The organism is Rubrivirga aquatilis, assembly GCF_046845665.1.
In the GTDB taxonomy this organism is placed as follows: Bacteria; Bacteroidota; Rhodothermia; order Rhodothermales; family Rubricoccaceae; genus Rubrivirga.
In genome coordinates, this window is the sequence record NZ_CP177355.1 from 1,188,076 (window position 1) to 1,212,426 (window position 24,351).

Sequence of the window (24,351 nt, forward strand, 5' to 3'; positions counted from 1 at the left end):
GATAGAACGCTCGGCGCGAACACGCGGTGCCCGTGGGCCGCTCGGAGTTCTTGGGACCGGCCGCCCCACCAGCGCACGGACGGCCCGGCGCTACGCGGCGTCCTCCGCCGGCTCCTCATCGAACCGGACGCCGACCAGACGGCTGACGCCCGGCGTCGGCATCGTCACGCCGTACATCCGGTCGGCGGCCTCCATCGTCAGCTTGTTGTGGGTGACCAGGATGAACTGGGTCGAGTCCGCAAACGAGCGGATGAGGCGCATGAAGCGGCCCACGTTCGCGTCGTCGAGCGGCGCGTCGACCTCGTCCAGGATGCAGAACGGGGACGGCTTGACGAGGTAGATCGCGAACAGCAGCGCCGTCGCCGTCAGCGTCTTCTCGCCGCCCGAGAGCTGCGCTAGCGAGACGGGCCGCTTGCCTTTGGGCCGCGCCGTGATCGAGATCGGCGCCTCCAGCGGGTCGTCGCCGTCGAGCGAGAGGTCCGCCGCCGCGTCGCCGCCGAACAGGTCCGCGAACAGCTTCTGGAACGCCTCGCGGACCTGGGTGAACGTCTCGTCGAAGCGGCGCCGGGCGGTCTCGTTGATCTCGCGGATCGTCTCCAGCAGCGACGCCTCGGCCGCCGCCAGGTCGGCCCGCTGTTCTTGCAAGAACGCCAGCCGCGTCTTTTCCTCCTCGTAGCCCTCCAGCGCCAGAGCGTTGACGGGGCCGATGGCACGCAGCTTTTGGCGGAGGTCGGGGACCTCGACACGCGCGGTGTCGGGTTGGAAGAGCTCTTCGGCCTGAAGCCGATCGAGTTCGGCAGCGGCCTCGTCAAGGTCGGCGCCGTGCTCCTCGGCCAGCCGTTCGAGGGTCGTCTCCTGACGAGTCGTGACCTCCGCGAGCCGCCGCTCGGCGTCGGCGCGGGCCGTCGCGGCGGCCTCCCGCCGGGAGCGGATCTCGCGCAGCGACCGCTCGGCGTCGGCGATGCGGGCGCGGCCTTCGAGCACGGCCGTCTCCGACGTGCTGGCGGCCGTCTGGAGCGCGTCGGTGCGCTGGCGCTCGGCGTCGAGGCGGGCCCGCGTTTCGCCCTCGGCGCCCTCGGAGTCGGCGATCTCGGCGCGGACGCGCTCGGCCTCGACGTCGCGGTCGGCCTGGCGACGGGCCACCTCGGCGAGCGTCCGGTCGGCACGGTCGCGGGCGTCGGTCGCGGCGCTCGCTGCGGACTCGGCCTGCGCAAGCGCGAGCCGGGCGTCGGCGTGCGCGGCGTCGGCGGTGCGGCGGTCGGCGTCGGCGGTGTCGCGCGCGGCCTCGGCACGGGCGGCGCGAGCGCCGGCGTCGCTTGCCTCGAGCTGTTTTTCAGCCGCCGCGTCGGCGAGCGCGTCGGGGTCGGGGAGGGCGTCGATGGAGGCGGCGGCCTCGTCGGCCCGCGCCGCCAGCCGGTCGGCTTGCGCGACGCGAGCCTCGGCCTCGGCCCGGGCGCGCGCCGACGCCGCGCGCGCGGCGTCGCGCGCCTGACGGGCGGCATCACGGGCCGCCTCGGCCGCGCGGCGGTCCGCCTCGGCGGCGTCGCGGGCCGTGCGGGCGGCGTCGGCGTCGGCGCTGGCAGCGGTGTGGACGGCCTCGGCCGCGTCCACGGCCTCGGCGGCACTCGCCTGGCGCTCGCGGACGCCCATCCGCGCGGCGGCGTCCGACGGCGCGGCGCTGCCGCCGTGGACGGCCCCGCCGGCGTCGGTCCACGCCCCCTCGCGGGTGACGAACCGGGCGACGGGGTAGGCATCGCGCAGCGACCGGGCCGCCGTCAGCGAGTCGGCGACGAACGTGTTGCCCAGGAGCGCCGCGAGCAGGGGCTGGACGCGGGCGTCGGCGCGGGCCAGCGCCAGCGCCGGCGTCGTGCCGGGCGGGGTCGGCGAGCGCTCGCCCGAGGCCGTGACGCGCGACCGGACCAAGAACGTGGCGCGCCCCCGGTCGGCCGCCTTCAGCCGCCCGATGGCGGCGTCCGCATCGTCCTCGGTCTCCACGACGAGCGCGGTCGCGAAGGCGCCGAGCGCGGCGTCGAGCGCCAGCCGGTCCGGCTCGTCGGCATCGATCAACTCGGCGAGGGCGGGCGCCTCCACATCGGGGTGGGCGGCCAGGAACGCGGCCGCCGAGTCGCCCTCGGCGCCGGCCTCGACGAGCGCTGCCAGCAGGTCGGCCTGGGCACGCGCGGCGCCGAGCGCGGCGTGTGCACGCTGGCGGATGGCATCGGCAGCCTCGAAGGCGTCGCGCGCGGCGTCGCGAGCGTCGACGGCGTGCGCCAGCGCAGCGTCGGCGTCGGCGAGGGCGGTCTCCCCGTCGTCGGCGTCGACGGCCTCCGGCGTGACGGCGGTCGCCAGCACCGCGCGCTCCGCGGCGATGCGGTCGGCCTCGGCGGTCAGGTACTGGCGGCGGTCCCGAGCGCGGTCGGCGGCGGACACGGCGTCGCGCAGGGCGGCAGCGGCCTCGCCAGCTGTCGCGGCGGCGGACTGCGCCTTCTGTCGGGCGGCCTCGGCGGCGTCACGGGCTTCGGTCCGGGCGGCCTCGGCGGCGTCCAGCGCGGTCTGGCGCTCGGCGACCGTCGCGGCCGTCGCCTCGATGCGCGCGCTCGCAGCGTCGCGCTCGCGCTCGGCGTCGGCGCCGCGCGCGTCGTCGGCCGTCCGCTCGCGCTCGATCCGCTCCAGCGCCCGGCGTCCGGCCGATTGGCGCTCCGCGCCCAGCCGCACGTCCGCCTCCAGCTTCTGGACGGTCTCGGCGTGTGCCTGGAGCGCTCGTGCGCCCGTCGCCATGTCCTGCTCCAGCCCCACGAGCGCCGTCCGCGCCTGCTCCAGCTGCGCCTCGCCCGCCGCGACCGTCGCGCCCAGCCCCTCGGCCTCCGTCCCGCGCGTTTTGACGGTCGCCTCCAGCGTCTCGCGCTCGCCCTGCAGCCGGGCCACGTCGTAGGCCGCCAGCGCCAGCTCCAGCCGCCGCAGCCGCTCGGCGAACCGGGCGTGCCGCGCCGCCTTTTGCGCCTGCCGGCTCAGCGACCGCACCTGCTTGTCGACCTCCTCGACGATGTCGTCCAGGCGGAGGAGGTCGCCGCGCGTGGCGTCGAGGCGGCGCAGCGCCTGGGCGCGCCGCCGCTTGTACTTGGTGACGCCCGCGGCCTCCTCGAACAACCGCCGCCGGTCGTCGGCCTGCTCGGACAAGATGTCCTCCACCATCGAGAGCTCGATGACGGAGTACGCCCCGGCGCCCATGCCGGTGTCCATGAACAGGTCCAGGATGTCGCGCAGGCGGCACGACGTCCCGTTGAGGAGGTACTCGGAGTCGCCGTTGCGGTACAGGCGCCGGGTGATGGTGACCTCCGAGAACTCGGTCGGCAGCACGCCGCGCGTGTTCTCGACCGTCAGCGACACCTCGGCCATCCCCAGCGCCTTCTTGCCCGCCGCGCCGTTGAAGATGACGCCGGCCATCGAGTCGCTGCGGAGCAGGCGCGAGCGCTGCTCGCCGAGCACCCAGCGCACGGCGTCGATCACGTTCGACTTGCCGCACCCATTCGGGCCCACGATGGCCGTGACGCCCGGCGAGAAGTCGACGGACGTCTTCTGGGCGAAGCTTTTGAAGCCGTGGAGGTCGAGTCGGCTGAGGTACACGCGCCGCGAGAGGGGGGGCGCCGAAGATACCCGGGGCGTTGCCCGCCGGACCGCCCGCCCCAGAGGGCGGGGCGCGGAGCCCCACCACGGCCTCCGCGCCCCGACCGCCGTTGGATGTCGGCGGCTCCCTCGGGGGGCTCTACGGAGACGGTTGCAGGTTGTGACGCCGGGCCGCCGTCTTCACATCCGGGCGGTCCGTTCGCGTCACGGGGAGTCGTCGGCCGGGCCCTCGCCCGGCGGCTCGGCGAACGTGGTGAGCGCGAGCGAGGACCGGGCATAGTCGATGCCGCCTGCCGAGCTGAGCGGGGCCTCCCACCGGCAGTACACCGGCGACTCGGTTTGGAGCAGATGCAGCATCCGGTCAAAGTCGCGCATCGGGAGCTGGACCCAGACCACGCCCTCGACCTCGCCGATGTAGGGGACCGTCTGGACAGGGCCCTCACCCGGGTAATGGTCGTGGCCGTCCTCGCGGAGCGGCTGGCTGCTATCGTGAGTCCCCTCGTGGCCCACGATCTCCTGCCGGAGTTGGTCGCCGTCCTCGCGGAAGCGGACCATCAGGAGGACCGGTCGGCGACTGGCGGTCGGCCCGAACCCGATGTGGCGGGCGTCGAGCCGGAGGGTGGCCTGTTGCGACCTTGCCCGGCCGACCTCGACGTGGTAGCGTTCGACGTGGGCGAAAGGCATGGGGCAGGAAGGGGGTGGCCTCCAAGACTAGGGCGCCCTCTCCAGACATCCAACCCAAGCCTTCAGTCGTCCCCCGGCGTCGACGGGTCGCGGTCCACAGCCTCGTCGCCGTCTTCGAGGCGGGGCGAGCTCTTGAGGGCGTCGTCCATCGTCCGGCCGACGTAGGCGTTGCCAGCCTCGGCGACGCGCGCGCCGTCCTCGACTTCGGCGGCGGCTGGGGCGGCGTCGCCGTCGGGCGCGATGGCGTCGCTGTCCTGATCCGTCTCGGGGACGTGGTCGGTGCTTGAGGGGCCACTGGCCTTGCTGTCGGAGGCGGAGTAGCGGTGGCTGTCGGGCGTGGTCTGGTCCGGATGCATGGGGAAGCTGTGGGTGACGGTTGCTAACGCCCGCCCCCTCCGCTGGGTTGCCGCTCTACCGGGACGCCTGCCAGCAACGCTCCTGTCTCGTGGTTTAGCCCCATCTTTACATTCCAGGCGTATCCGCTGGCCGCGTCGCCGGGGCCTGTCCTCGTGCCATCCCATGCCGTCTGATTCCCCACCGTCCAAAGCGGCCGAGGTCGCGCAGTTGCTCGCCGCCCTCGAAGCTGGCGACGACGACGCGCTGGACCGCCTGTTCCCCATCGTCTACGACGAGCTCCGGGGGCTGGCCCGGGCCGTCCGTCGGGGGCCATCGCTCGAGACCGTGAACACGACGGCGCTCGTCCACGAAGCGTACCTCCGGCTCGCCCGCAACGCGGGGGCCTCGTTTGAGGGCCGGAGCCACTTCCTGAGCGTCGCGGCCAAGGCCATGCGGCACGTGCTCGTCGACCACGCCCGGCGGCGCGGCGCCCGGAAGCGCGGGGGCGACCTCGCCCGGGTGGACCTCTCGGAGTCCCTCGTGGGCGGCTCCGGGGAGGCCCCCGACGCCCACGTCCTCGCGCTCGACCGCTCGCTCGATCGGCTCGCTGAGCTCGACGTCCGCAAGGCCCGCGTGGTCGAGTGTCGCTTTTTCGGGGAGATGAGCGTCGAGGAGACGGCCGCTGCGCTGGGCGTTTCGGAGGCGACCGTCAAGCGAGACTGGCGGATGGCTCAGGCGTGGCTCTACCGTGCGCTTTCGGAGCCCGACCCGGCCTGAGTGGTATGGCGACGCCGCCCGATCCCGCCCGCTGGCACCGCATCGAGCGCCTGTTCGAGCACGCACTCGACCTCGGCCCCGGCGACCGCGAGGCCTTCCTCGACCGCGAGGCCGACGGCGACGAGGCCCTTCGCGCCGAGGTGGCCTCGCTGCTCCGCGCCGCCGGCGAGGCCGGCGACTTCTTCGAGCGGGCGGCCCGCCGGATCGCCCCTCTCGATGCCTTCGCGCCGGGTGCCCGCGTCGGGCCGTACCAGATCAAGGAGCGTCTTGGCGAGGGCGGGATGGGGACGGTCTATCGCGCTGTCCGGGCCGACGGCACCTTCGAGCGGACGGCCGCGATCAAGGTGTTCCGGATCGGTGGCGGCGACGTCCGGCGTTTCCTGGCCGAGCGCCGGACGCTGGCCCGTCTCGACCATCCCGGCATCGCCCGGCTCTACGACGGCGGCGTGACCCCGGACGGCCGCCCGTTCTTCGCGATGGAACTCGTCGAGGGCGAGCCCATCACGGAGTGGGCCGACCGGCACGGGCTAAAGGTCGATGGGCGGCTGGCCCTGTTCCGGTCGGTCTGCGAAGCCGTGCAGTACGCCCATGGTCGGCTGGTCGTTCATCGCGACATCAAGCCGTCCAACGTGCTGGTCTGCCCGCGCGACGACGGCCAGCCGCAGGTCAAGCTCCTCGACTTCGGCATCGCCAAGCTCCTCGACGCCGACGCCGAGCTGACGCTGAGCCGGGCGGCTCCGCACACGCCGGCCTACGCGGCCCCCGAGCAGATTCGAGGCGAGGAGATCACGACGGCGACCGACGTGTACGCCCTCGGCGTCCTCCTGTACGAGCTCCTCACGGGCACGCGCCCGTTCCATCCGGAAAGCCGCCGTCGTGAGGTCGTCGAGCAGGCGATCCTCCACGAGGAGCCAACCGAGCCCTCTACGGCCGTCCTCGCAGGCGAGATGGAGGCCGTCGCCGCCGCGCGCTCGACCGAGCCGGGTCGCTTTCTCCACCAGCTGAAGGGGGACCTCGACCGGATCGTGCTCAAGGCGCTCCGCAAGGAGCCCGCCCGCCGCTACGACGGGGCCGCCGCGTTCAGGGCCGACGTTGCCCGCCACCTCGATGGTCTCCCGGTCGAGGCCCGGCCGGCCTCTCTGGGCTACCGGGTCGGCAAGTTCGTCCGGCGGCACCGCATCGGGGTGGCGGTGGCGGTGGCGGGCGTGCTGGTGCTGGCGTCCGGACTGGGGCTGGCTGTGTGGCAGGGCCGCGTCGCCACGGCCGATCGGGACCGCGCTGAGCGTGTGTCGGCGTTCATGATTGAGCTGATCGGTGAGTTCGATCCCAACCGCGCCGGCGCCGGTCCGCTCGATGCCGAGTCCATCCTCGACCGAGCGGTGCGTCGCGTCGAGACCGGGCTCCAGGGCCAGCCCGCCGTCCAGGCCCGGCTCTACGAGCACATCGGCCAGATCTACCAAACCTATGCCCGGTTCGACGACGCCGATCGCCTGCTCCACCAGTCGCTCGCGCTCCGCCGCTCGCTCTACGGCGACACGCACCGGGAGGTGGCTGACAACCTCCACCACCTCGGCTGGCTGAGCTTCGTCCGCGGCGACTACGCCGAGGCCGACTCGCTCTATTCGATGGCGCTCGCCATGAAGGAGCAGATCGACGGACGCGTGGCCCCCCGGACGGCGGCGACTCTCGAAGGGCTGGGGCTCGTCCGCCGCGCTCAGGGGGACACCGAGGCGGCCATCGCGCTGGTCAGCGAGGCGCTCGCCATCCGCGAGGCCACGCTCGGGCCGAACGACCCCGCGACCGGCTCGTCCGTGAGCGCTCTCGCGTCGCTCTTCTACAACGCGGGCCGCTACGACGAGGCCGCCCCGCTCCTCCGCCGCGTCATCCCCGAACGCCGCCGGACCCTCGGTGCCCACATCCACACGGCCCAGGCGCTCAGCGACTACGGCGCCGTCCTGGTGGCGCTAGAGGACTATGCCGGGGCCGCCGAGGCCCAACGCGAGGCGCTCGCCATGCGCCGCGAGGTGCTCGGTGCGTCCCACCCGCACGTGGCCCAAAGCCTCAGCCACCTCGGGTGGGCGCTCCAGACGCAGGGCCGCTACGACGAGGCCGAGCCGCTCTACCGCGAGGCGCTCGCCATCCGCCGCGAGCACTTCGGCGACGAGCACACCGCGGTCGCCAACAGCCTCCTCATGCTCGGGGAGGTCCGAACGCTCCAGGGGCGCGTCGAGGACGGGCTCCGGCTGGAGGAGCACGCCGTACGGACCTTCCGGAGCGTCCTCGGGCCGGACCACCCGACGACGCTCTCGGCCGAGCTCCGGCACGCGACCCATCTCCATGAGGCAGGCCGGACAGGCGCGGCCCGAGCGCTCGCGACCGAGGCGCTCCCTGGGCTCCGCGAGGCGTTCGGGCCGGACCACGCCAAGACGCGCGAGTGCGAGGCGCTCTTCGCCCGCCTCGGCGGCTGAGGCGGGCGGCCGACGCCAGCGCGCGGCCTCAGTCCGTGGCGATCCGGATCGGGCCGAGATACATCGGGTTCGCTTCGGAGGCCTGGTAGACGTTCTCGACGTAGACCACCTCCGTGCGCGGCAGCACCGCGTTCGGGATGTTCGCGGTCCGGTTCTGGCCGACGAACACGCGGACGTAGTCGCCGTCCACGTCGATGCGGATCGGCATGAGTCGCTCGTGGACGCGGTCGTCGTCATTGGCGCTCTCGGAGAGCCCCGTGCCGCTCGCGGCGTACACCCCCGTGCCGTGCTGCCCGATCCGGAGGTAGTTGTAGTCCACCCGCTCCGTGGTCCCCTCCGGTGACTGCGTCAGGAACGCGATCCGCTGGTTCCGTTCCGTGAGGTACACCTCGGTCTCGATGGTGAACCTCTCGGGCAGCTCGTCGGGCAGGACGATGCGGAAGGCGCTGTGGCGCGGGCCGGTGTGCCGGAGCAGCCGCCGCCCCTCCCACGCGGCGATCTCCCAGTTGCCGCGCACGAATTCGAGGCGGCTCGGGAAGCGGCCCACGGGGTCGTTCGAGTAGTCCTCGTAGAAGAGCACGCGCTGGCCGGGCGTAAAGTCGTAGTTCACGTCCACATCCGTGTCGGGGGCTGGGATTTCGCGGACGATCTCGCCGTCCGCGTTCCGCACCTGGACGGGCTGGCCGTTCTGGCGGGCGCGCTCGATGCACGCCTCGTCGGTCATGAGGCAGACGACGGCGTCCTCGGCGCTGCGCACGACGGACGTGGTGGCCCGGTCGGCGGCGCGGGCGGTCTCGCGCTCAGCCGCGCGCTCGGCGCCGCGCTGGAGGCCATCGGTAACGCTGGCGCACCCGACGAAGAGGGGGACCAGCAGGGCGAGGAGCAGGAGGCGGAAGAGGGGAGTCATGGGTGGGAGGGTGTTGGTGAAGGGGAAGAGGGAGCCCACTCGAGGGCGCGCGATGGACACGGCGGACGCGGGCCTGTCAGAGCGATCGCCAGCCGTAGGCGGCCCGCAGCGCCGCCCGGATTTCGTCGCGCATCGCGTTCGCGTCGTCGAGGGTGCCCGTGATGAGAATGACGACGCCGCCCTGCTGGCGCGGAAGGCCGCGCAGGTAGGTGCGGAAGCCGCCGTGGAGGCCGCCGTGCCAGTACCGCTCGTTCTCCGTGTCGAGGCCGGCGCTGTAGATGCCAAGGCGCATCGACCGGCGGCCCCCGCAGGCCGCCTCCGCGACGCCCGTCGCGGCGCCGACGCCGTCGCGCCCGAGGAAGCGGTCCACCGTCGTCGCCTCCAGCAGCCGCTCGCCGTCGTATACGCCGCCCTGGTTCAGCAGGATGATGTAGCGGGCGAGGTCGCTGGCCGTGGCGCGCAAGCCCGCCGCTGCCTGGTTCGGGTACGCCTGGTGCCGCATCGTCAGCACCTCCCCGTCGCCGGCGATCAGGTGACCAAAGGCGAGGCTGCCCTCGGGGATCCTCTCGTGGAAGTCCCGCCGGAAGGTCGAGCGGCTCATGCCCAGGCCGTCCAGCAGGCGCTGCACCTGTCCGTCGTAGCCGCCGCTGGCGTGCTGGTCCATGAGGGCCTGCACCAGGATGGAGTTGGCCCCGGAGTAGTCGAACGCCTCGCCGACCTCGAGGGTGTCCACGCGGACGATCGCATTGCCGCTGGCGGCGGGGCCCTTGCCCCGGAAGATCTGCCGGATTGTCGGCATCGGGCCGCCCGGAACGATGGCCTGCGCGCCGGACGCCCCCTTCTCGTTCTGGATGCCCGCGCAGTGGTTCAGGAGGTGCGCGAGGTGGATCTCGCCGGCCCGGATGCCGTCAAGGTCTCTCCTCGATGGCAGATCGTTGCCAGCGAGGTCGTAGAGCACGCCCGGGTCGGTCAGCCCGATGGCCCCGGCGTCCACCAGTTGCAGGGCCGCCGCGTACGACACGGGCTTGCTGAGCGAGGCGGCGTCGAAGATGGTGGTCGGGTAGACGTACTCCTCGGGGTACTGCGCCCGTCGGAGGCCGTAGCTGCGGGTCCACGCCACGCGGTTGTTCTGCACGACCGCGACCGCCAGCCCGGTGATGCGGTGCTCCTTCATCTTCTGGTAGATCGTGCTGTCGCCCGGCACGCCCGTCGCCATCTTCGTGCTGTCGCTGGTGATTCGCTGCTCGAACAGGTTGACGAGGTCCGTGGGGGCGGGGGGGGGCTCCGGCCCGTTCGAGAGGATGGCCCAGCGCGTCTGGCCGTCCACCTCGTGGAGAACGACGTGGTCGATGCGGCGGCGCTCGTCGGTGCGGTAGCGTTCGAGCATCTCCCGCAGGCCGGCGGGCACGTCGCGCGTGACGAACCAGTCCTCGGCGACCATCGCCCACTCGTCGTTCGGGCCGACGGCGATCTCGTGGACCGGTCGCTCCCCCTCTCCGGCTGCTCGGACCGCGTTGGAGAGCGCGAGGCGGGCGGGGCCGGTGGTCGCCTGCCCCCCTGCGCTCAGCGCCCACCGCTCGTCGGGGACGGGCGAGAAGGCGACCGACGTCACGCGCAAGCCGTTCTCCTGCGCTCGGCGGATGGCGGCGGAGATGCCGTCGGAGACGTTGGTCGTGTGCCGCAGGAGGTCCTCGGCGACGACAAGCCAGCGCCCGCCTGGCCCGAAGGCCACCACGTCGATCTCGTTCCCGGCGCCGACGTAGCGGTCGATCCACTCGCGCGCGTCCTCCGGGAAGCCTGCGCTGTAGCAGGGCGTGTTGGCGGCCACCACCACCCACTCGTCGGAGGGCGTGAGGGCGACGGTCTGGATGGCGGCTCCGGCGTCGCGCGCGGCTCGGAGAGCGCTCTGGAACCCGGAGGGGAGGTCCGTCGAGAAACGGACCCAGATGTCGGGCGCGTGCAGGCCGCTCTGAATGACGGCGTTGGCGTCCCAGCAGCCTGTGCTACGCACCCACGTCTGATCGTTGCCCGCGCCGCCGTGGCGGATCGAGAGGGTGAGCCGGTCCGCCCCGGTGGGCGTCAGCTCGGCGGGGTAGTAGCGGCTGTTGCTGCCTAACGCGCGGAGGGCTCCGCCGGGCTCGATGTCGCGCCAGAGGGTTCCTCCCTCCCGCCACGCGCTGCCCGCGGTCTCAGGCACTGAGGTGATGGTGGCGTGGTCGCCCTCGATGCGAATCCGCATCCCGTCGTTGGGGTCGTTGTTGCTCTCCCGACGCGTCCACTCGCCGTCGAGGTCGAGCCCCTCGAGCGCGACGGGCTGCGGTTCTAGGTCCTCGCCGGGCGCGATCCCGAAGAAGCGGCTCACGGCCCCGAGGTCGATCACGCGATCCTGCGTGTAGCCGTCCTCAGAGGGAAAGACGTGCGTGTATTCCGTGTCGCCGTACGTGAAAACAAAGCGGTAGCGACGGCGCGCGTCGCAGCCGAGACGCAGGTCGTACGCCTCAGAGAACGACTGGCCCGGGCGGAGGGTGAGCCATGCCTCGTCGCCACCCGTGGAGAGCGAGGCCCACCACCCGACGCGCGTGCGCACCTGGCTCTGGTCGGCCCGGTAGCGGATCTCGCCGGCGAGCCCGCCGTGGTGCCCCTCGATGGTGACCTCGCAGCGAGCCGGGGCGGTGGGGACCGACTCGGTGGCTCCAACATTCACGGCGGGCGTCGGAGTGTCGGTGGCCCGCGCGGGGAAGACGAGCAGGAGGACGAGGGCGAGGAGAGAGCGCATGGAGGGGCAGACCGAGGATGAGGCGGCTCGGTCCTATCACGCAGTTCCTGCCGCTGAGGGCTCACTCCCGCCGCCCCTCCCCTCCGACGTCTCGCTCCTGCCCGGCGCGGCGTATCGTGTCCCCCGTCCCCTCTGACTCCCGATGCTCACACGCGCGCGCCTCGCCGCGCTAGCCTTCGCCCTGGTGGCGACGGCCGCCGCCGCGTCGCCCCCCTCCGCCCGCCTCGCCACCGCGCTCGACCGCTACGAGCGCGCCGACTGGCGCCCGCTCCCCGACGGCCCGCTCGTCCGCCCCGGCGAGACCGACGCCGTCCAGATCCCCGCCCTGCGCGCCCGCTTGGCCGCCGAGGGAGCGCTCGGCGACGCCGCTCGCACCGGCGACATACTCGACCCGGCCCTCGCCGCCGCGCTCGCCCGCGCCCAGGACCGCCTGGGCCTGGCCTCCGACGGCATCCTGGGGCCCAACACGCGCGCCGCGCTCGACGTGCCCGCCGCGACGCGCGCCGCCCAGGTCCGCCGCTCGCTGGCGGCTCTCGACACGCTCGCGCTCCCCAGCGACGGCCGCTGGGTGCTCGTCAACGTCCCCGAGTACCGCGTGCGGGCCTTCGAGGGCGGACGCGAGACCATGCGCATGAAGGCCGTCGTCGGCGCCGATCGCGACGGCTGGCGCACGCCGCTCTTCTCCGACGCCATCGAGTACCTCGAACTCCGGCCCGTCTGGAACGTGCCGACCAACATCGCCCGGGACGAGCTGGCGCCCAAGGGCGCCGCCGCGCTCGCGGCCGAGGGGTTCGAACTCGTCCGCCGCTTCTCGCCCGACGCCGAGGTCATCGCCCTGAACGACTCGACGCTCCAGAAGATGGCCGACGGGCACCTGCTGATCCGTCAGGCTGCCGGGCCGCTCAACCCGCTCGGGCGCCTCAAGATCATGTTCCCCAACGTCCACAACGTGTACCTCCACGACACGTCGGCGCCCGCCTACTTCGCCCGCGACAACCGGGCGCTGAGCCACGGCTGCGTGCGCGTCGAGCGGCCCGCCGCGCTCGGCGCCTGGGTGGCCGGGATGCCCGAGGCCGAACTGGCGGCCGCGATGGACGGGACGGAGAGCCGCCGCATCGCCCTGCCCGAGCGCGTGCCCGTGGTCCTCGCCGCGCTCCCGGCCTGGGCGGGCGACGACGGTGCCGTCTGGTTCGCCGGCCCGGGGTACTCGTCATGAGCGCCCCCGACTACAGCCTGGTCGGCAAGCGCGTCCGCGTGCACCTCTACACCCGCGAGGGGCAGCTGCTCCGCGCCATCGAGGGCCGCGTCGCCGACGTGTCGCCGGGCGTGACCGTCGGCCAGGACGCCGCCGGCCGGGACATCAAAAAGGACCTCGTCTACGTCCTCGACATCGAGCCGTCGCCGGGCCCCGACGGCGAGCCCATCCCGTACGAGAACTCGGCCGGCGGGGAGGGCGAGGGATGGTTCGCCGTCCAAGACGTGACGGTCATCGACGGCGGCGGCCGGCCGCTGTTCGCGAACTAGGGGTGCGTCCCGGTACGATGGGAGCGTCGCAGGTCGAGGATGCGTGAGGCGTGATGCGTGACGACGCCCGGTGAGAGTCGCGCATTAGACCACTCTCCGCCTCGGGCCCGAGGCGAGGGCGAGGGGGCGAGAAAAAAACTGGCGGGCGGTGTCGATCCCGGCCGGGTCCGTCCGTCGGGAGGGTAGAGCGAGGGATCTTCCCTCGCGTCCCCACCCCAACACCCCCCCAGACCATGCGGTTCATGATCTTCCGCAAGGCCGACGCCCAGACCGAGGCCGGCCTGCTCCCCTCCACCGACCTCCTCGAGGCCATGACGGCCTACAACGAGTCGCTCGCCCGGGCCGGCGTCCTGCTGGCGGGCGAGGGCCTCAAGCCGTCCGCCGAGGGCGTCCGCTATCACTACGCCGACGGCGAGGCGACAGTCGTCGACGGGCCGTTCGCCGAGACGAAGGAGCTCGTGGCCGGCTTCACCACGATCCAGGCGCGGTCGCTCGACGAGGCCGTCGCGTGGGCCCGCCGCTGGCCCGCCGAGGACGGCGACGTCACGCTCGAGGTCCGGCAGGTCTACGAGCCGGTCCCGTCGTTCGGGGCGCCCGCGGCCGACGGCCGCCGCCAGTTCGTCGCGATCCTCACCCACGCCCGCGAGGAGGCCGACGGCACGGCGCCGACGGATGCGGCGGAGGCCGAGATGGGACAGCTCATGGCGGAAGCCGCGGAGGCGGGCGTGCTCCTAGAGGCCGGCGGGCTCCTGCCATCCTCCGTCGGCGCGCGCGTCGTGTTCGCGGACGGCGTTCCGACCGTCACCGACGGGCCGTTCTCGGAGGCCAAAGAGATCATCGGTGGCTACGCCATCTACCAGGCGCACTCGCTCGATGACCTCCGCCCGTGGTCCGAGCGGTTTGGGCGCGCCATCGGGACCGGCACGAGTGAGATCCGGCCGGTTTACGGCGCCGAGGACTTTGGCGACGCGTTCACGCCGGAGCTCCAGGCCCAGGAGGAGCGCCTCCGCGCCGAGAGCGCGGTCCGCAGCCAGTCGGCCGCCTGACGCCCCGGAGGCGGGCGGACCGGCTCCGCTCGCCTCCATCTCCCTTCCTCCATGCCCGTCCCCGCCTCCGCCGCCCTGCCCGGCCCGACGGCCTCGCCCGAGGCGGTCCGACAGGCGGTCGAGGCGGTCTGGCGGGCGGAGTCCGGCCAACTCATCGCGACGCTGGCCCGGCTGACGGGCGACTTGGGGGCGGCCGAGGACCTCGCCCACGACGCGCTCGTGGCGGCGCTCGAGACGTGGCCGGCGACCGGCATCCCTCACGCCCCGGGCGCGTGGCTCACCACGACGGCCCGCCGTCGCGCCCTCGACGCCTTGCGCCGCGCCCCGATGCTCGACCGCGCCCACGCCGAGATCGCCCGCGACCATGCCCTGCCCGACCCGGCGGCCGCGCTCCACGACGCCCTCGACGACCCTGTCGGCGACGACCTCCTGCGGCTCGTGTTCGCGACGTGCCACCCGGCGCTGAGCACCGAGGCGCGCGTGGCCCTCACCCTCCGTCTGCTCGGTGGCCTCACGACCGACGAGATCGCCCGCGCCTTCCTGACGCCCGTCCCGACCGTCGCCCAGCGGATCGTCCGTGCCAAGAAGACGCTCCGCGACGTCGGGGGGGCGTTCGAGATGCCGCGCGCCGCCGACCTCCCCGCCCGCTTGGCCGACGTGCTCCGCGTGGTCTACCTCGTCTTCAACGAGGGCTACACGGCGACCTCAGGCGACGGCTGGGCGCGGCCGGGGTTGTGCGAGGACGCCTTGCGCCTGGGCCGCGTGCTGGCCGGGCTCGTGCCCGACGAGCCGGAGGTCCACGGCTTGGCCGCGCTGATGGAAGTCCAGGCGTCGCGGCTCGCCGCGCGCGTCGGGCCCGAGGGCGAGCCGGTGCGGCTGATGGACCAGGACCGGACGCGGTGGGACGCCCTCCTCGTCCGCCGCGGGCTGGCGGCGCTGGCACGCGGCCAAGCGCTGGCCGATGGGGCGCCGGGGCCGTACCTCTTGCAGGCTGCCATCGCCGCGTGCCACGCCCGCGCGCGGTCGCCCCAAGACACCGACTGGCCTCGAATCGCGGCGCTCTACGGCGCCCTCCACGCGGCCCACCCGTCGCCCGTCGTCGAACTGAACCGGGCCGTGGCGGTGTCGTTTGCCGACGGGCCGGCGGCCGGGCTGGCGATCGCTGACGCCCTCGTCGTCGCCGGCGTGCTCGACGGCTACCACCTGCTCGACGCCGTCCGCGGCGACCTGCTGGAGCGGCTCGGGCGGGCTGCCGAGGCTCGCGCCGCCTTCGAGGCCGCCGCCGCCGTGACGCGAAACGCGCAAGAGCGAGCGATCCTGCTGGGCCGGGCGGTGGCGGTCTGACGCCCCACCTCGGGCCCGAGGCAGAGCGAGCGGGGGGCGCACATCAGCCCCACACGCGACGCGCACCTGTCGCCCTCCCGTGCGATCCTTCGAGTCCCGCTCGCGCCCATGCCCGACCCCTCCGCCTCGTCCGCCCCGTCGCCGTCCGGCGTGCGGGGCCTGCTCCGCGACCTCCGCGCCGCCGTGCGCGGCACCGACCGCGACTACACCTCCGGCCCCATCGGCACGGCGCTGCTCCTGCTGGCGGTGCCGATGGTGCTCGAGATGGTTATGGAGTCCGTCTTCGCCGTCGTCGACGTGTACTGGGTGGCCTCGCTGGGCGCCCCCGCCGTCGCCGCCGTCGGGCTCACCGAGTCCGTGCTGTCGCTGATGTACGCCGTCGCGATGGGCCTGTCGATGGCCGCGACGGCCGTCGTGGCGCGGCGCATCGGCGAGAAGGACCGCGAGGGCGCCGCGCGCGCCGCCGTGCAGGCCATCGCCGTGGCCGTGGTCGCCTCCGTCCCGTTCGCCGTCGTCGGTGTGTTCTACAGCGACGGCCTGCTGGCGCTGATGGGCGCCGACCCCGAGACCGCCGCCGTCGGCGCCGGCTACATGGCCTGGATGTTGGGCGGGAATGCCGTCATCATGCTGCTGTTCGTGTTCAACGCCGTCTTCCGCGGCGCCGGCGACGCGGCCATCGCCATGCGCGTGCTGTGGCTGGCGAACGGCATCAACTTGGTCCTCGACCCCGTCTTGATCTTCGGCTGGGGCCCGTTCCCCGAGCTTGGCGTCACCGGCGCCGCCATCGCCACTACGACGGGCCGCGGGATCGCCGTGCTCGTGCAGGTGGCCCTGCTGTTGCGCGGCGGCGAGCACATCCGCGTGCTGACCCGCCACCTCCGCCTGCACGCCGACGTGATGTGGCGCATCGTGCGAACGTCGGCCGGCGGCATCGCCCAGTTCGCCGTCGCCACCGTCTCGTGGGTCTTCCTGGTCCGCCTCGTGGCTGAGTTCGGCGCCGAGTCGCTGGCGGGCTACACCATCGCCATCCGGATCTTCCTGTTCACCCTCTTGCCCGCGTGGGGCCTGTCGAACGCCGCCGCAACGTTGGTCGGCCAGAACCTCGGGGCCGGCAAGCCCGGCCGCGCCGAGCGCTCGATCTGGATCGCGGGCGTGGTCACGATGGTCTTGCTCGGGCTCGTCTCCATCGGCTACGTGGTCTACGACGAGGCCTTGGTCCGCCTGTTCACCGCCGACCCCGAGGTCATCGCCACGGGCGCCCTGTGCTTGCGCGTGCTGGCCTACGGCTACGTCCTCTTCGCCTGGGCTATGATCCTGCCGCAAGCGTTTAACGGCGCCGGCGACACCCTCACCCCGACCTGGATCAACCTCGGCTGCTTTTGGCTCTTACAGGCGCCCGTCGCGTGGGCACTGGCGTTCCCCCTCGGCCTGGGCGAGCTGGGCGTCTACGTTGCCATCACGGTCGCCAACGTCGCCGCCGCGATCGTCGGCTGGGTCCTCTTCCGCCGGGGCCGCTGGAAGCTGACCACCCTGTAGCCCGCTGGCGACGGCGAGCCGCTCGCCCTCGTCTCTCGTCGCGTCCGCTCCCCCGCCTCAGGCGCGAGGTGGACCCCGTGCACGGCTGGCAGGCGACCCGTCGGCGGACAAATGCCAGGCGTGATGCCCTTGTCCCTACAGGCCTTTAGCTTGGCTGTGGTCCCACCACCGTCGCCATGCCCCTCCGACGTCCCGCCGGCGCCGAGGTCACCGCCCTGCTCGCCGCCGTCCAGCGCGGCGATGCCGACCCGGCCGAGCTCTACGGACGGCTCTACCACGACCTCCACGCCCTCGCCCACTCCGAGCGCGCCCGCTGGCACGGCAACTGGACGATGAACACCACGGCGCTCGTCCACGAGGCCTACGAGAAGCTCGCCGGCAAGGACGACTACGCCAGCCGTGCTCACCTGCTCGCCACCGCCAGCCGCGCCATGCGCCAGGTCTTGGTCAGTTACGCCGAGCGCCGGAGCGCCAGGAAGCGCGGCGGCAGGACCCCGGACCTCCCCCTCGAAGACGACCTCGTCGCCTTGCTCTCGGACACCCAAGCCGACGACGTGCTCGCCCTCGACGAGGCGCTGGGGCGCCTCGCCGCCGTCGACGCCCGCGACGCCCAGGTTGTCGAGTGCCGCTTTTTCGGGGGCTTGTCCATCGAGGAGACCGCCGCGGCCCTCGACATCTCCGTCTCGACCGTCACGCGCTCCTGGCGCGCCGCTCGCGCCTGGCTCCGCGCCGAACTCCGCGACGACCTCCTCCCGGACCTCTCCTGACGACCGGCCCGTCGGTTTCCCGTACTCCCAGCGACCCCCCGTGCTATGACGCCCGACCGCTGGACCCGCATCAAGGCCTTGTTCGCCGAGGCCGCCGACCTCGCGCCGGCCGACCGCGCGGCCTTCCTCGACGACGCCTGCCGCACCGACGACGCCGCCGACCCCGACCTCCGCGCCGAGGTCGAGGCCATGCTCGCGCAGGACGAGGGCGCCGAGGCCTTCTTCGAGGACTTCGCCGGGAGCGCGACGCCGCCCCCGGCTCGCGTCGGGCCGTGGCAGCTCGTCGAGCGCATCGGCGAGGGCGGCATGGGCGAGGTCTGGCGCGCCGACCGCGCCGACGGCGCCTACGTCCAGACCGCCGCGGTCAAGCTGGTCCGCCCCGGGCTGGCGCCGGACCTGCTGGCGCGGTTTCGCGCCGAGCGCCAGATCCTGGCCGGGCTCGACCACCCCGCCATCGCCCGCCTCCTCGACGGCGGCCAGGCCCCCGACGGCCGCCCCTACCTCGCGCTCGAGTACGTCGACGGCGAGCCCATCACCGCCTATGCCGATCGCCGCCGCTTGGGGGTCGACGCGCGCTTGGCCCTCTTTCGACAGGTCTGCGACGCCGTCGCGGCGGCGCACCGCCAGCTCGTCGTCCACCGCGACCTCAAGCCGTCGAATGTGCTCGTTACCGACGCTGGGCAGGTGAAGCTGCTCGACTTTGGGATCGCCAAACTTCTCGACCCCGCCGAGGGCGCCGCCGTTGCCGCGCCGGTCACCGAGGCCGACCGGCGCGTGATGACGCCCGAGTACGCCGCCCCCGAGCAGGTCCGCGGCGAACCCGCCACCACGGCGACGGACGTGTACGGCTTGGGCGTGCTCTTGTACGAGCTGCTCACCGGCACGCGCCCGTACCGACTGGAGAGCCGCGTCCGCCGCGCCGTCGAGCAGGCCATCCTGGAGACGGACCCGACGGAGCCCTCCACAGCCGTCTCCGGCGCCACCGACGCCGCCACGGCGCGGTCCACCGAGCCGCCTCACTTGCGCCGCCGTCTGCGCGGCGACCTCGACCAGATCGTCCTCAAGGCTCTGTGCAAGGAGCCCACGCGCCGCTACGACGGCGCCGCCGCGCTCGCCGCCGACCTCGGGCGCCACCTGGCAGGCCTCCCGGTCGAGGCGCGCCCGGAGGCCGTCGGGTACCGCATCGGGAAGTTCATCCGGCGCCACCGGGTGGCCGTGGCCGCGGCGGTCGCCGTGCTGCTGGCGCTCGTCGGCGGGGCGGGCGCGGCGCTGTGGCAGGGCGCCGAGGCGGACCGCCAGCGCGACCGGGCCGCCGACCGCGCCGCCGAGGCCGAGGCGGTCATGACGTTCCTGGTCGACATGATCGGCGACGCCCGCCCGGCGGGCTCCGATGGCGACACCTTGCGCGTCCGCGACGTGATCGACGGGGCCGTGGAGCGCCTCGACACCACGTTCCTCGACCGGCCCCTCGTCCGGGCCACGCTCGCGAGCGCCTTCGGGCGGTCCTACGCGCACCTCGGCCAGACGGACGCCTCGCTCCCTCTTTTCCGCCGCTCGCTCGCCCTCCGCCAGGCCTCCCTCGGCCCCGTCGACAGCTTGACGATCCGGGCCGAGGACGATCTCGTCGTGGCCCTCCTCAACGCCCGTGAGCTCGACACGCTCGACTCGCTGCTCACGGCATCGCTGGCGGCCCGCCAGCGAGCGCTCGGCCCGTACCACCCGGACGTGGTCTCCGTCCTCCACCACCTCGCGCTCTCCGCCACCCGCCGCCGCGACGACTCCGTCCGGCTGGCCCGCGCCGAGGCCTACTACCGCCAGGTGATCGACATCGTCGAGGGGCCGGGCGCCGACCTGTACCGCGCCAAGGTCGGGTCGGAGGAGGACTACGACTACGCCCGGTCGGTGTACTACTACGGCCTGGCCGCACACTACCTCGAAACGGGCCGACCGGAGGACGCCGTCGCGCCCATGCTCCGCTCCATCGAATTGGAAGACGCGCCAGAGGAGTCGATCGAGTCCCAGGTCAGCCGCAACGGCTACGGGGTCCTGTTGCGCAGCCTGGAGCGCTACGACGAAGCCATCGAGATCCACCGAGGGGTGGTCGCGTCGGCGCGGCGCGCCTACGGGCCCGAGCACGCGTTCTACGGACAGCCTCTCCTCAGCCTGGGCTCGGCGATGGTCGCGGGCGATCGCCAGGCCGAAGCCATCCCGGTCCTACGCGAGGCGGGCACCGTGCTGACCGGGGACGGCCCGAGCGCCTTGGAGGTGCGCTACTACCTCGGGCAGGCGCTCGTCGAGGCGGGCGAGGGGGGGGAAGGCCGGGCCGTGCTCCGAGCCGTGCTGCCCGGGTTGATCGCCACGTTCGGCCCCGACAACGTCCGCGTGCGAAACGTCCGGAAGTGGCTTGCAGGCTAGCGCCGTGATCCGGTCGCTCCCGTTTCCCTGGCCTCTAGACCCGTTCAAGAACCACCTGGCGGGTGCTCTAGTGGTCGGCCTCGACCGGCTCGCGCCAACTGGAGAGGCGGCCCTCGTAGGTCGAGAGCCGCTGCTCCGCCGTGTCCGGCGCCTCCAGCCGGGCGACGTGGAACAGCGCCTCGCCCTCGTACACCAGCGGCAGCTGCGTCTTGCCGATGATGAGGCCCGAGTCGCGCGAGAGGACGGGGACCGAGACGTCGCCCAGCGGCGCCGTGAGCGTGCCCACCTGCTCGCCCTCCTCGACCAAGTCGCCGATGTCGCGCGTCATCTGGAGCGTCCCGCTCTCCTCGGCGCGCGTCCAGCCGCTGCTCCGTGCAAGGAGCGGCTCGATGACGCGCGTCGGCGCCGTGTTGGGCAGCATCCCCAGCCCGCGCATCACCGAGACGACGCCGCGGAGCCCGATCCGGACGGCCCGCTCGTCGAGCCGGAGCGCCTCGCCGGCCTCGTAGAGCAGGACGGGCACGCCGTGCTCCAGGACCGTCTGGCGCATGGAGCCGTCGCGCAGGTTGGCGTGGAGGATGAGCGGCACCCGAAAGCGCCGCGCCATCTCGACGGCGTCCTCCTGGTCCAGCGACACGCGCACCTGCGGAAGGTTCGTTCGGTCGATGGCGCCCGTGTGCAGGTCGATGCCGTGCGTCGCGTTCGCCACGATCTCCGTCATGAACGTGTTCGCGAGGCGGCTGGCCATGGAGCCGGTTGGCGAGCCGGGGAACGAGCGGTTGAGGTCGCGCCGGTCGGGGAGGTACCGCGAGCGCGCCGTGTACCCGTACACGTTGACGACGGGCACGGCGATCAGCGTCCCCCGGAGGTTTTTGAGGAGGCCCAGACCCAGCAGCCGCCGGATGATCTCGACGCCTAGGATCTCGTCGCCGTGGATGGCCGCCGAGACGAACAGCCGGGGCCCGTCGCGCCGCCCGCGCACCACGTGCACCGGCATCGCCATCGCCGCCAGCGTGTAGAGCGGGGCGATGGGCAGGCGGACCGTGGTGCGCGTCCCGCGCGGGACCTCGGTGCCGCCGATGACGAGCGGCTCGGGGAGGGGCGTGTCCATCCCACAGACTACGGGTTTCGGCGGCCGGATCAGTCCGCAGGGAGCGAATTCCACATGTCGTGGGCGATCCGCCAGACGCCGTCGGCGTCGCGCTGCCACACGATGAGGTACTTGCCCCGGAAAGCCGGTCGGGCCTCGCCGTCGATCTCCATCTCGCCCTCGTAGTAGCCCCAGTCGTAGCACAGGTCGCCCGCGATGCGCAGCTCCTCGGCGACCGCCTGGTGCCGCGTGACCACGCGCCCCTCGGGCAGCGTCCAGAACGCTCGGAGCGCCTCGTAGCCCCGGATAAAGTCGCGCCCGCCCGGCGCCGCGATCCCGTCCTCGGCGTAGACCGCTACCAGCGCGTCGATGTCGCCCGCGACGTAGGCCGCCGATAGCGCCTTGGACTGTTCGGCGATGGCGACGATGTCGGCCGCGTCGCCCGCGACCACGACGGCCTGGGCGTCGGCGCGAGCGGAGACGAGGAGCAGGGCGAGGAGGGTGAGTGCGCGCACGGAGCGGGAGGAGGGGGGCCGAAACGTAGCGCCCGCCGCCGCGCGCTACAGCCGGACCACCTCGACGCGCCGGTTCTGCGCCCGGCCCTCCGCCGTGTCGTTGCTGGCGACCGGCCGCTCCGGCCCCACCCCGACCGCTTCGAGCCGGTTCGCGGCCACGCCCTCGCCCGTCAGCCAGGCCACGACGGACTGGGCGCGCTGTTCGCTGAGCCGCCGGTTGGCGTCGGCCGCGCCCCGGTCGTCGGTGTGGCCCTCCACGCGGAGCCGGAGCGCCGGGTTCTGCTGGAGCGTCCGTACCAGGTCTTGCAGTGTGGGCGTGGACTCGGGCCGCAGGGTGGCGCTGGCGGTGTCGAACAGGAGCCCACCGAGGGCTAGCCGCCCGTCGGCCTGGAGCCGGTCGTAGATGGACTCGCGCCCGCCCGCCGCGACGCGCAGGTTGTCGATCAGGACGGGCCCGCTCCGCTCGTCGTCGGTCGCCGCGAGCTCGCCGCAGGCCGTCACGAGGAGCCGGTTCGTCCGCTGCACGTCGGCATTCGGCACGTTCGCGACCCGATTCTCACCGACGTACATCTTGACGTAGCTCCCGTCGACGGCGATGCGGACGGGGACCATCCCTTCTTCGTGGGCCGACTGGTTCTGGAGCGAGCTCCCGCCCGTCGCCGACGAGACGCCGGTCTCGAAAAAGCTTCCCACGCGAAACTCGGCGGCCTGGTGGCCTCGCAAGTCGCCGTGGAAGCACGAGTAGTCGCCGTCGGCCTCGGTGAGCGGGCCGGTCCCGAGCACCACGCTGTTCCAGTCGTCGGCGCTGTAGACCTCGAACTCGATGGTGAACCGCTCGGGCAGCGTCTCCGGGAGCGGGAACGCGATGGCGCTGGCGTCGGCGAAGCGGAGCATCTGGTTGCCCCCCTCGGAGACGACCTCCATCACCCCCTCATGAAAGTCGACCCGGCGCGGCACGTCGCCGACGCGGCTGGACTCGAAGTCCTCGATCAGCAGGGGCCGGTCCCCGGGGACGAAGTCGTAGTTCGCCCACGCGCCGTCGCCGGGACGGGCCGAGGCGCTGGCGGCTCCGCTCGCGGCCCCACCAGTCCCGGGGGCCGAGCGGACCACGGCGTCGGAGGCGTTGTCGGCCGTGACCGGCGCGCCGGAGCGGTCGACCGGCGCGCCGTCGGCGTCGGTCAGCACGACGCTCTCGCCGCGGCCTTGCGCCTCGCGGATGCAGGTCTCGTCGGTGAACACGCACCGGGCGGCCTCCTCGCCCGCGTCGAACAGCCCGTCGATGGCGGCGTCGGCCGCGCGGCGGGCGCGCTCCTCGGCCTGCCGCTCGACAGCGCGCTCGGCACCACGCTGGGCGGCGTCGCGGGCCCGCCGCCAGATCTGGGCGTCGGCCGTATCGGCGGCGACGAGGGACAGGAGGATGGCGGCGAGGAGCGGGAGGCGGGGCATCAGAACGGCCTGGAGTGGGGCTGCTCTTAAGTACCTGATTCGAGCCCGGATCTGGTCATGCGCCCCGCCCGTCGCGGGCGGCGTCCGCAAGCCTGAACGCCTCGCGCCCCGTCGGCTGGCGGAGCCACCTCTGGGGCGAGCGCGCTAGGTTGCCGCGCCTTCCCCGCTGCCCGCCATGCACACGCACCACGCCATCGACTATATCGAGTTCACCGTCCTCGACCTAGCGGAGGCCAAGCGGTTCTACACCGCTGCCTTCGGCTGGGCCTTCACCGACTTCGGCCCGACCTACGCGGGCATCCAGCGGCCCGACGGGGACGGCGAAGTCGGCGGGCTGGCGCAGGCCGAGGCCGTGAGCGCCGGCGGCCCGCTCGTCATCCTCTACTCCGGCGACCTGCCCGCCAGCATCGCCGCCGTAGAGGCCGCCGGGGGCACCATCTCGACGCCCCCGTTCGACTTCCCCGGTGGCCGCCGCTTCCACTTCTTGGACCCGAGCGGCAACGAACTGGCGGTGTGGACTACCGGGTAGCCCGTCCGTTTTGGCAACGACCTACGCCGTCTCCGGCGCGGTGCCCCGCGCGTAGACCGTCCCCGGATCGAAGTCGTGGCCCTCGGGCCACGTCACCGTCCCCGCCTCGACCCGAACCTGGGCGAAGTACGCCGGGTCGGCAAGCCGCTCGAAGAACGCGCCCCGCTGGTACGGTCGGGTGTCGAACCGTCGCTCCTCTCCCGACGCAAACTGGACATGAAGCACGCCTCCGGGGAGCGGGTGGGCCGATGTGATCGTGTAGAGGGCCATCGGCGGAGAGGGTCGATTTTGAAGACGGGTTCGCCGGACACGGCCAAGGCCCAGTTGGCCTCCAACTCCTCAGCGTGGATCTCCATCAGGCCTGCGCCAGCTTCAGCTTGCGGCGGGGGAGCGTCCCATCCAGCACCTCGCCGTCGGGGATCCGCAAGACCACCTCCTCGCCTTGGTACTTGACGTGGATGTGCGGCGCGTGGTGCTGCCCCTCGTCGAAGTAGTCGAGGTAGACGACGAGGCCGTAGAAAAACGAGATCGCGGGCATCCGTACGAGGGCTGACACGCCCTCGTACG

At 73.3% G+C, this 24,351-nt stretch carries 20 protein-coding genes; 10 read left to right on the forward strand and 10 right to left on the reverse strand.

Annotated features, from left to right (window positions below; translation table 11 throughout):
* Nucleotides 1-90: 90 nt before the first annotated feature.
* From smc to ACLII4_RS05195, 3 genes are all read right to left on the reverse strand, one after another.
* Complete coding sequence (gene smc, locus ACLII4_RS05185) at nt 91-3,624, reverse strand: chromosome segregation protein SMC (RefSeq protein WP_412069832.1); 3,534 nt, start codon at nt 3,622-3,624, stop codon at nt 91-93.
* A gap of 204 nt (nt 3,625-3,828) precedes the next feature.
* Complete coding sequence (locus tag ACLII4_RS05190) at nt 3,829-4,308, reverse strand: hypothetical protein (RefSeq protein WP_412069833.1); 480 nt, start codon at nt 4,306-4,308, stop codon at nt 3,829-3,831.
* A gap of 62 nt (nt 4,309-4,370) precedes the next feature.
* Complete coding sequence (locus ACLII4_RS05195) at nt 4,371-4,664, reverse strand: hypothetical protein (RefSeq protein ID WP_412069834.1); 294 nt, start codon at nt 4,662-4,664, stop codon at nt 4,371-4,373.
* Between the two features lie 163 nt (nt 4,665-4,827).
* Between ACLII4_RS05195 and ACLII4_RS05200 the strand changes: the two genes are divergently transcribed.
* The gene (locus tag ACLII4_RS05200) at nt 4,828-5,421 is read left to right on the forward strand and encodes an ECF-type sigma factor (RefSeq protein ID WP_412069835.1); all 594 of its coding nucleotides are present in this window, start codon (nt 4,828-4,830) and stop codon (nt 5,419-5,421) included.
* A 5-nt stretch (nt 5,422-5,426) separates the two neighbouring features.
* Nucleotides 5,427-7,889 (forward strand): tetratricopeptide repeat protein, encoded by a 2,463-nt coding sequence (locus tag ACLII4_RS05205; protein ID WP_412069836.1) that lies wholly within the window; start codon nt 5,427-5,429, stop codon nt 7,887-7,889.
* Nucleotides 7,890-7,917: 28 nt separating this feature from the next.
* Here ACLII4_RS05205 and ACLII4_RS05210 read toward each other — a convergent pair whose 3' ends face one another.
* Nucleotides 7,918-8,796 carry a hypothetical protein gene (locus ACLII4_RS05210; protein WP_412069837.1) on the reverse strand — a complete coding sequence of 293 codons (879 nt, stop codon included), beginning with the start codon at nt 8,794-8,796 and terminating at the stop codon, nt 7,918-7,920.
* 76 nt (nt 8,797-8,872) lie between these two features.
* Nucleotides 8,873-11,572: a serine hydrolase gene (locus ACLII4_RS05215; protein ID WP_412069838.1), complete on the reverse strand. Its 2,700-nt coding sequence runs from the start codon at nt 11,570-11,572 to the stop codon at nt 8,873-8,875.
* Nucleotides 11,573-11,714: 142 nt separating this feature from the next.
* Between ACLII4_RS05215 and ACLII4_RS05220 the strand changes: the two genes are divergently transcribed.
* The 7 genes from ACLII4_RS05220 (at nt 11,715) to ACLII4_RS05250 (ending at nt 20,204) form a co-directional block, all read left to right on the forward strand.
* Nucleotides 11,715-12,788 (forward strand): L,D-transpeptidase family protein, encoded by a 1,074-nt coding sequence (locus tag ACLII4_RS05220; RefSeq protein ID WP_412069839.1) that lies wholly within the window; start codon nt 11,715-11,717, stop codon nt 12,786-12,788.
* Nucleotides 12,785-13,096 carry a hypothetical protein gene (locus tag ACLII4_RS05225; protein ID WP_412069840.1) on the forward strand — a complete coding sequence of 104 codons (312 nt, stop codon included), beginning with the start codon at nt 12,785-12,787 and terminating at the stop codon, nt 13,094-13,096. Before ACLII4_RS05220 ends, ACLII4_RS05225 begins: the two co-directional genes overlap by 4 nt.
* 233 nt (nt 13,097-13,329) lie before the next feature.
* Nucleotides 13,330-14,142 carry a YciI family protein gene (locus ACLII4_RS05230; RefSeq protein ID WP_412069841.1) on the forward strand — a complete coding sequence of 271 codons (813 nt, stop codon included), beginning with the start codon at nt 13,330-13,332 and terminating at the stop codon, nt 14,140-14,142.
* Nucleotides 14,143-14,193: 51 nt separating this feature from the next.
* Nucleotides 14,194-15,486, forward strand: a complete 1,293-nt coding sequence (locus ACLII4_RS05235; protein WP_412069842.1) for an RNA polymerase sigma factor — start codon at nt 14,194-14,196, stop codon at nt 15,484-15,486.
* 108 nt (nt 15,487-15,594) lie between these two features.
* A complete protein-coding gene (locus ACLII4_RS05240; protein WP_412069843.1) occupies nt 15,595-17,022 on the forward strand; it encodes an MATE family efflux transporter in 1,428 nt (475 codons plus the stop codon).
* A gap of 176 nt (nt 17,023-17,198) precedes the next feature.
* On the forward strand, nt 17,199-17,789 hold the full coding sequence (locus ACLII4_RS05245; RefSeq protein ID WP_412069844.1) for an ECF-type sigma factor: 591 nt from the start codon (nt 17,199-17,201) through the stop codon (nt 17,787-17,789).
* Nucleotides 17,790-17,834: 45 nt separating this feature from the next.
* Nucleotides 17,835-20,204: a protein kinase domain-containing protein gene (locus ACLII4_RS05250; protein ID WP_412069845.1), complete on the forward strand. Its 2,370-nt coding sequence runs from the start codon at nt 17,835-17,837 to the stop codon at nt 20,202-20,204.
* A gap of 67 nt (nt 20,205-20,271) precedes the next feature.
* On the opposite strand, the gene ACLII4_RS05255 is transcribed toward ACLII4_RS05250, so the two are convergent.
* Genes ACLII4_RS05255 through ACLII4_RS05265 form a run of 3 tightly spaced genes read right to left on the reverse strand, consistent with a single transcriptional unit; the run spans nt 20,272 to nt 23,255 of the window.
* Nucleotides 20,272-21,315 carry a succinylglutamate desuccinylase/aspartoacylase family protein gene (locus ACLII4_RS05255; RefSeq protein ID WP_412069846.1) on the reverse strand — a complete coding sequence of 348 codons (1,044 nt, stop codon included), beginning with the start codon at nt 21,313-21,315 and terminating at the stop codon, nt 20,272-20,274.
* A gap of 29 nt (nt 21,316-21,344) precedes the next feature.
* On the reverse strand, nt 21,345-21,809 hold the full coding sequence (locus ACLII4_RS05260) for a YybH family protein (RefSeq protein WP_412069847.1): 465 nt from the start codon (nt 21,807-21,809) through the stop codon (nt 21,345-21,347).
* A gap of 45 nt (nt 21,810-21,854) precedes the next feature.
* Nucleotides 21,855-23,255 carry an OmpA family protein gene (locus ACLII4_RS05265; RefSeq protein ID WP_412069848.1) on the reverse strand — a complete coding sequence of 467 codons (1,401 nt, stop codon included), beginning with the start codon at nt 23,253-23,255 and terminating at the stop codon, nt 21,855-21,857.
* A 175-nt stretch (nt 23,256-23,430) separates the two neighbouring features.
* Here ACLII4_RS05265 and ACLII4_RS05270 point away from each other — a divergent pair, with 175 nt between their 5' ends.
* The gene (locus ACLII4_RS05270) at nt 23,431-23,784 is read left to right on the forward strand and encodes a VOC family protein (RefSeq protein WP_412069849.1); all 354 of its coding nucleotides are present in this window, start codon (nt 23,431-23,433) and stop codon (nt 23,782-23,784) included.
* Nucleotides 23,785-23,805: 21 nt separating this feature from the next.
* Here the strand turns inward: ACLII4_RS05270 and ACLII4_RS05275 are convergent, their stop codons facing one another.
* The gene (locus ACLII4_RS05275) at nt 23,806-24,054 is read right to left on the reverse strand and encodes a DUF2442 domain-containing protein (RefSeq protein ID WP_412069850.1); all 249 of its coding nucleotides are present in this window, start codon (nt 24,052-24,054) and stop codon (nt 23,806-23,808) included.
* 85 nt (nt 24,055-24,139) lie between these two features.
* Nucleotides 24,140-24,340, reverse strand: coding sequence for a DUF4160 domain-containing protein (locus tag ACLII4_RS05280; RefSeq protein ID WP_412069851.1), 201 nt, complete (start codon nt 24,338-24,340; stop codon nt 24,140-24,142).
* Nucleotides 24,341-24,351 lie beyond the last annotated feature (11 nt).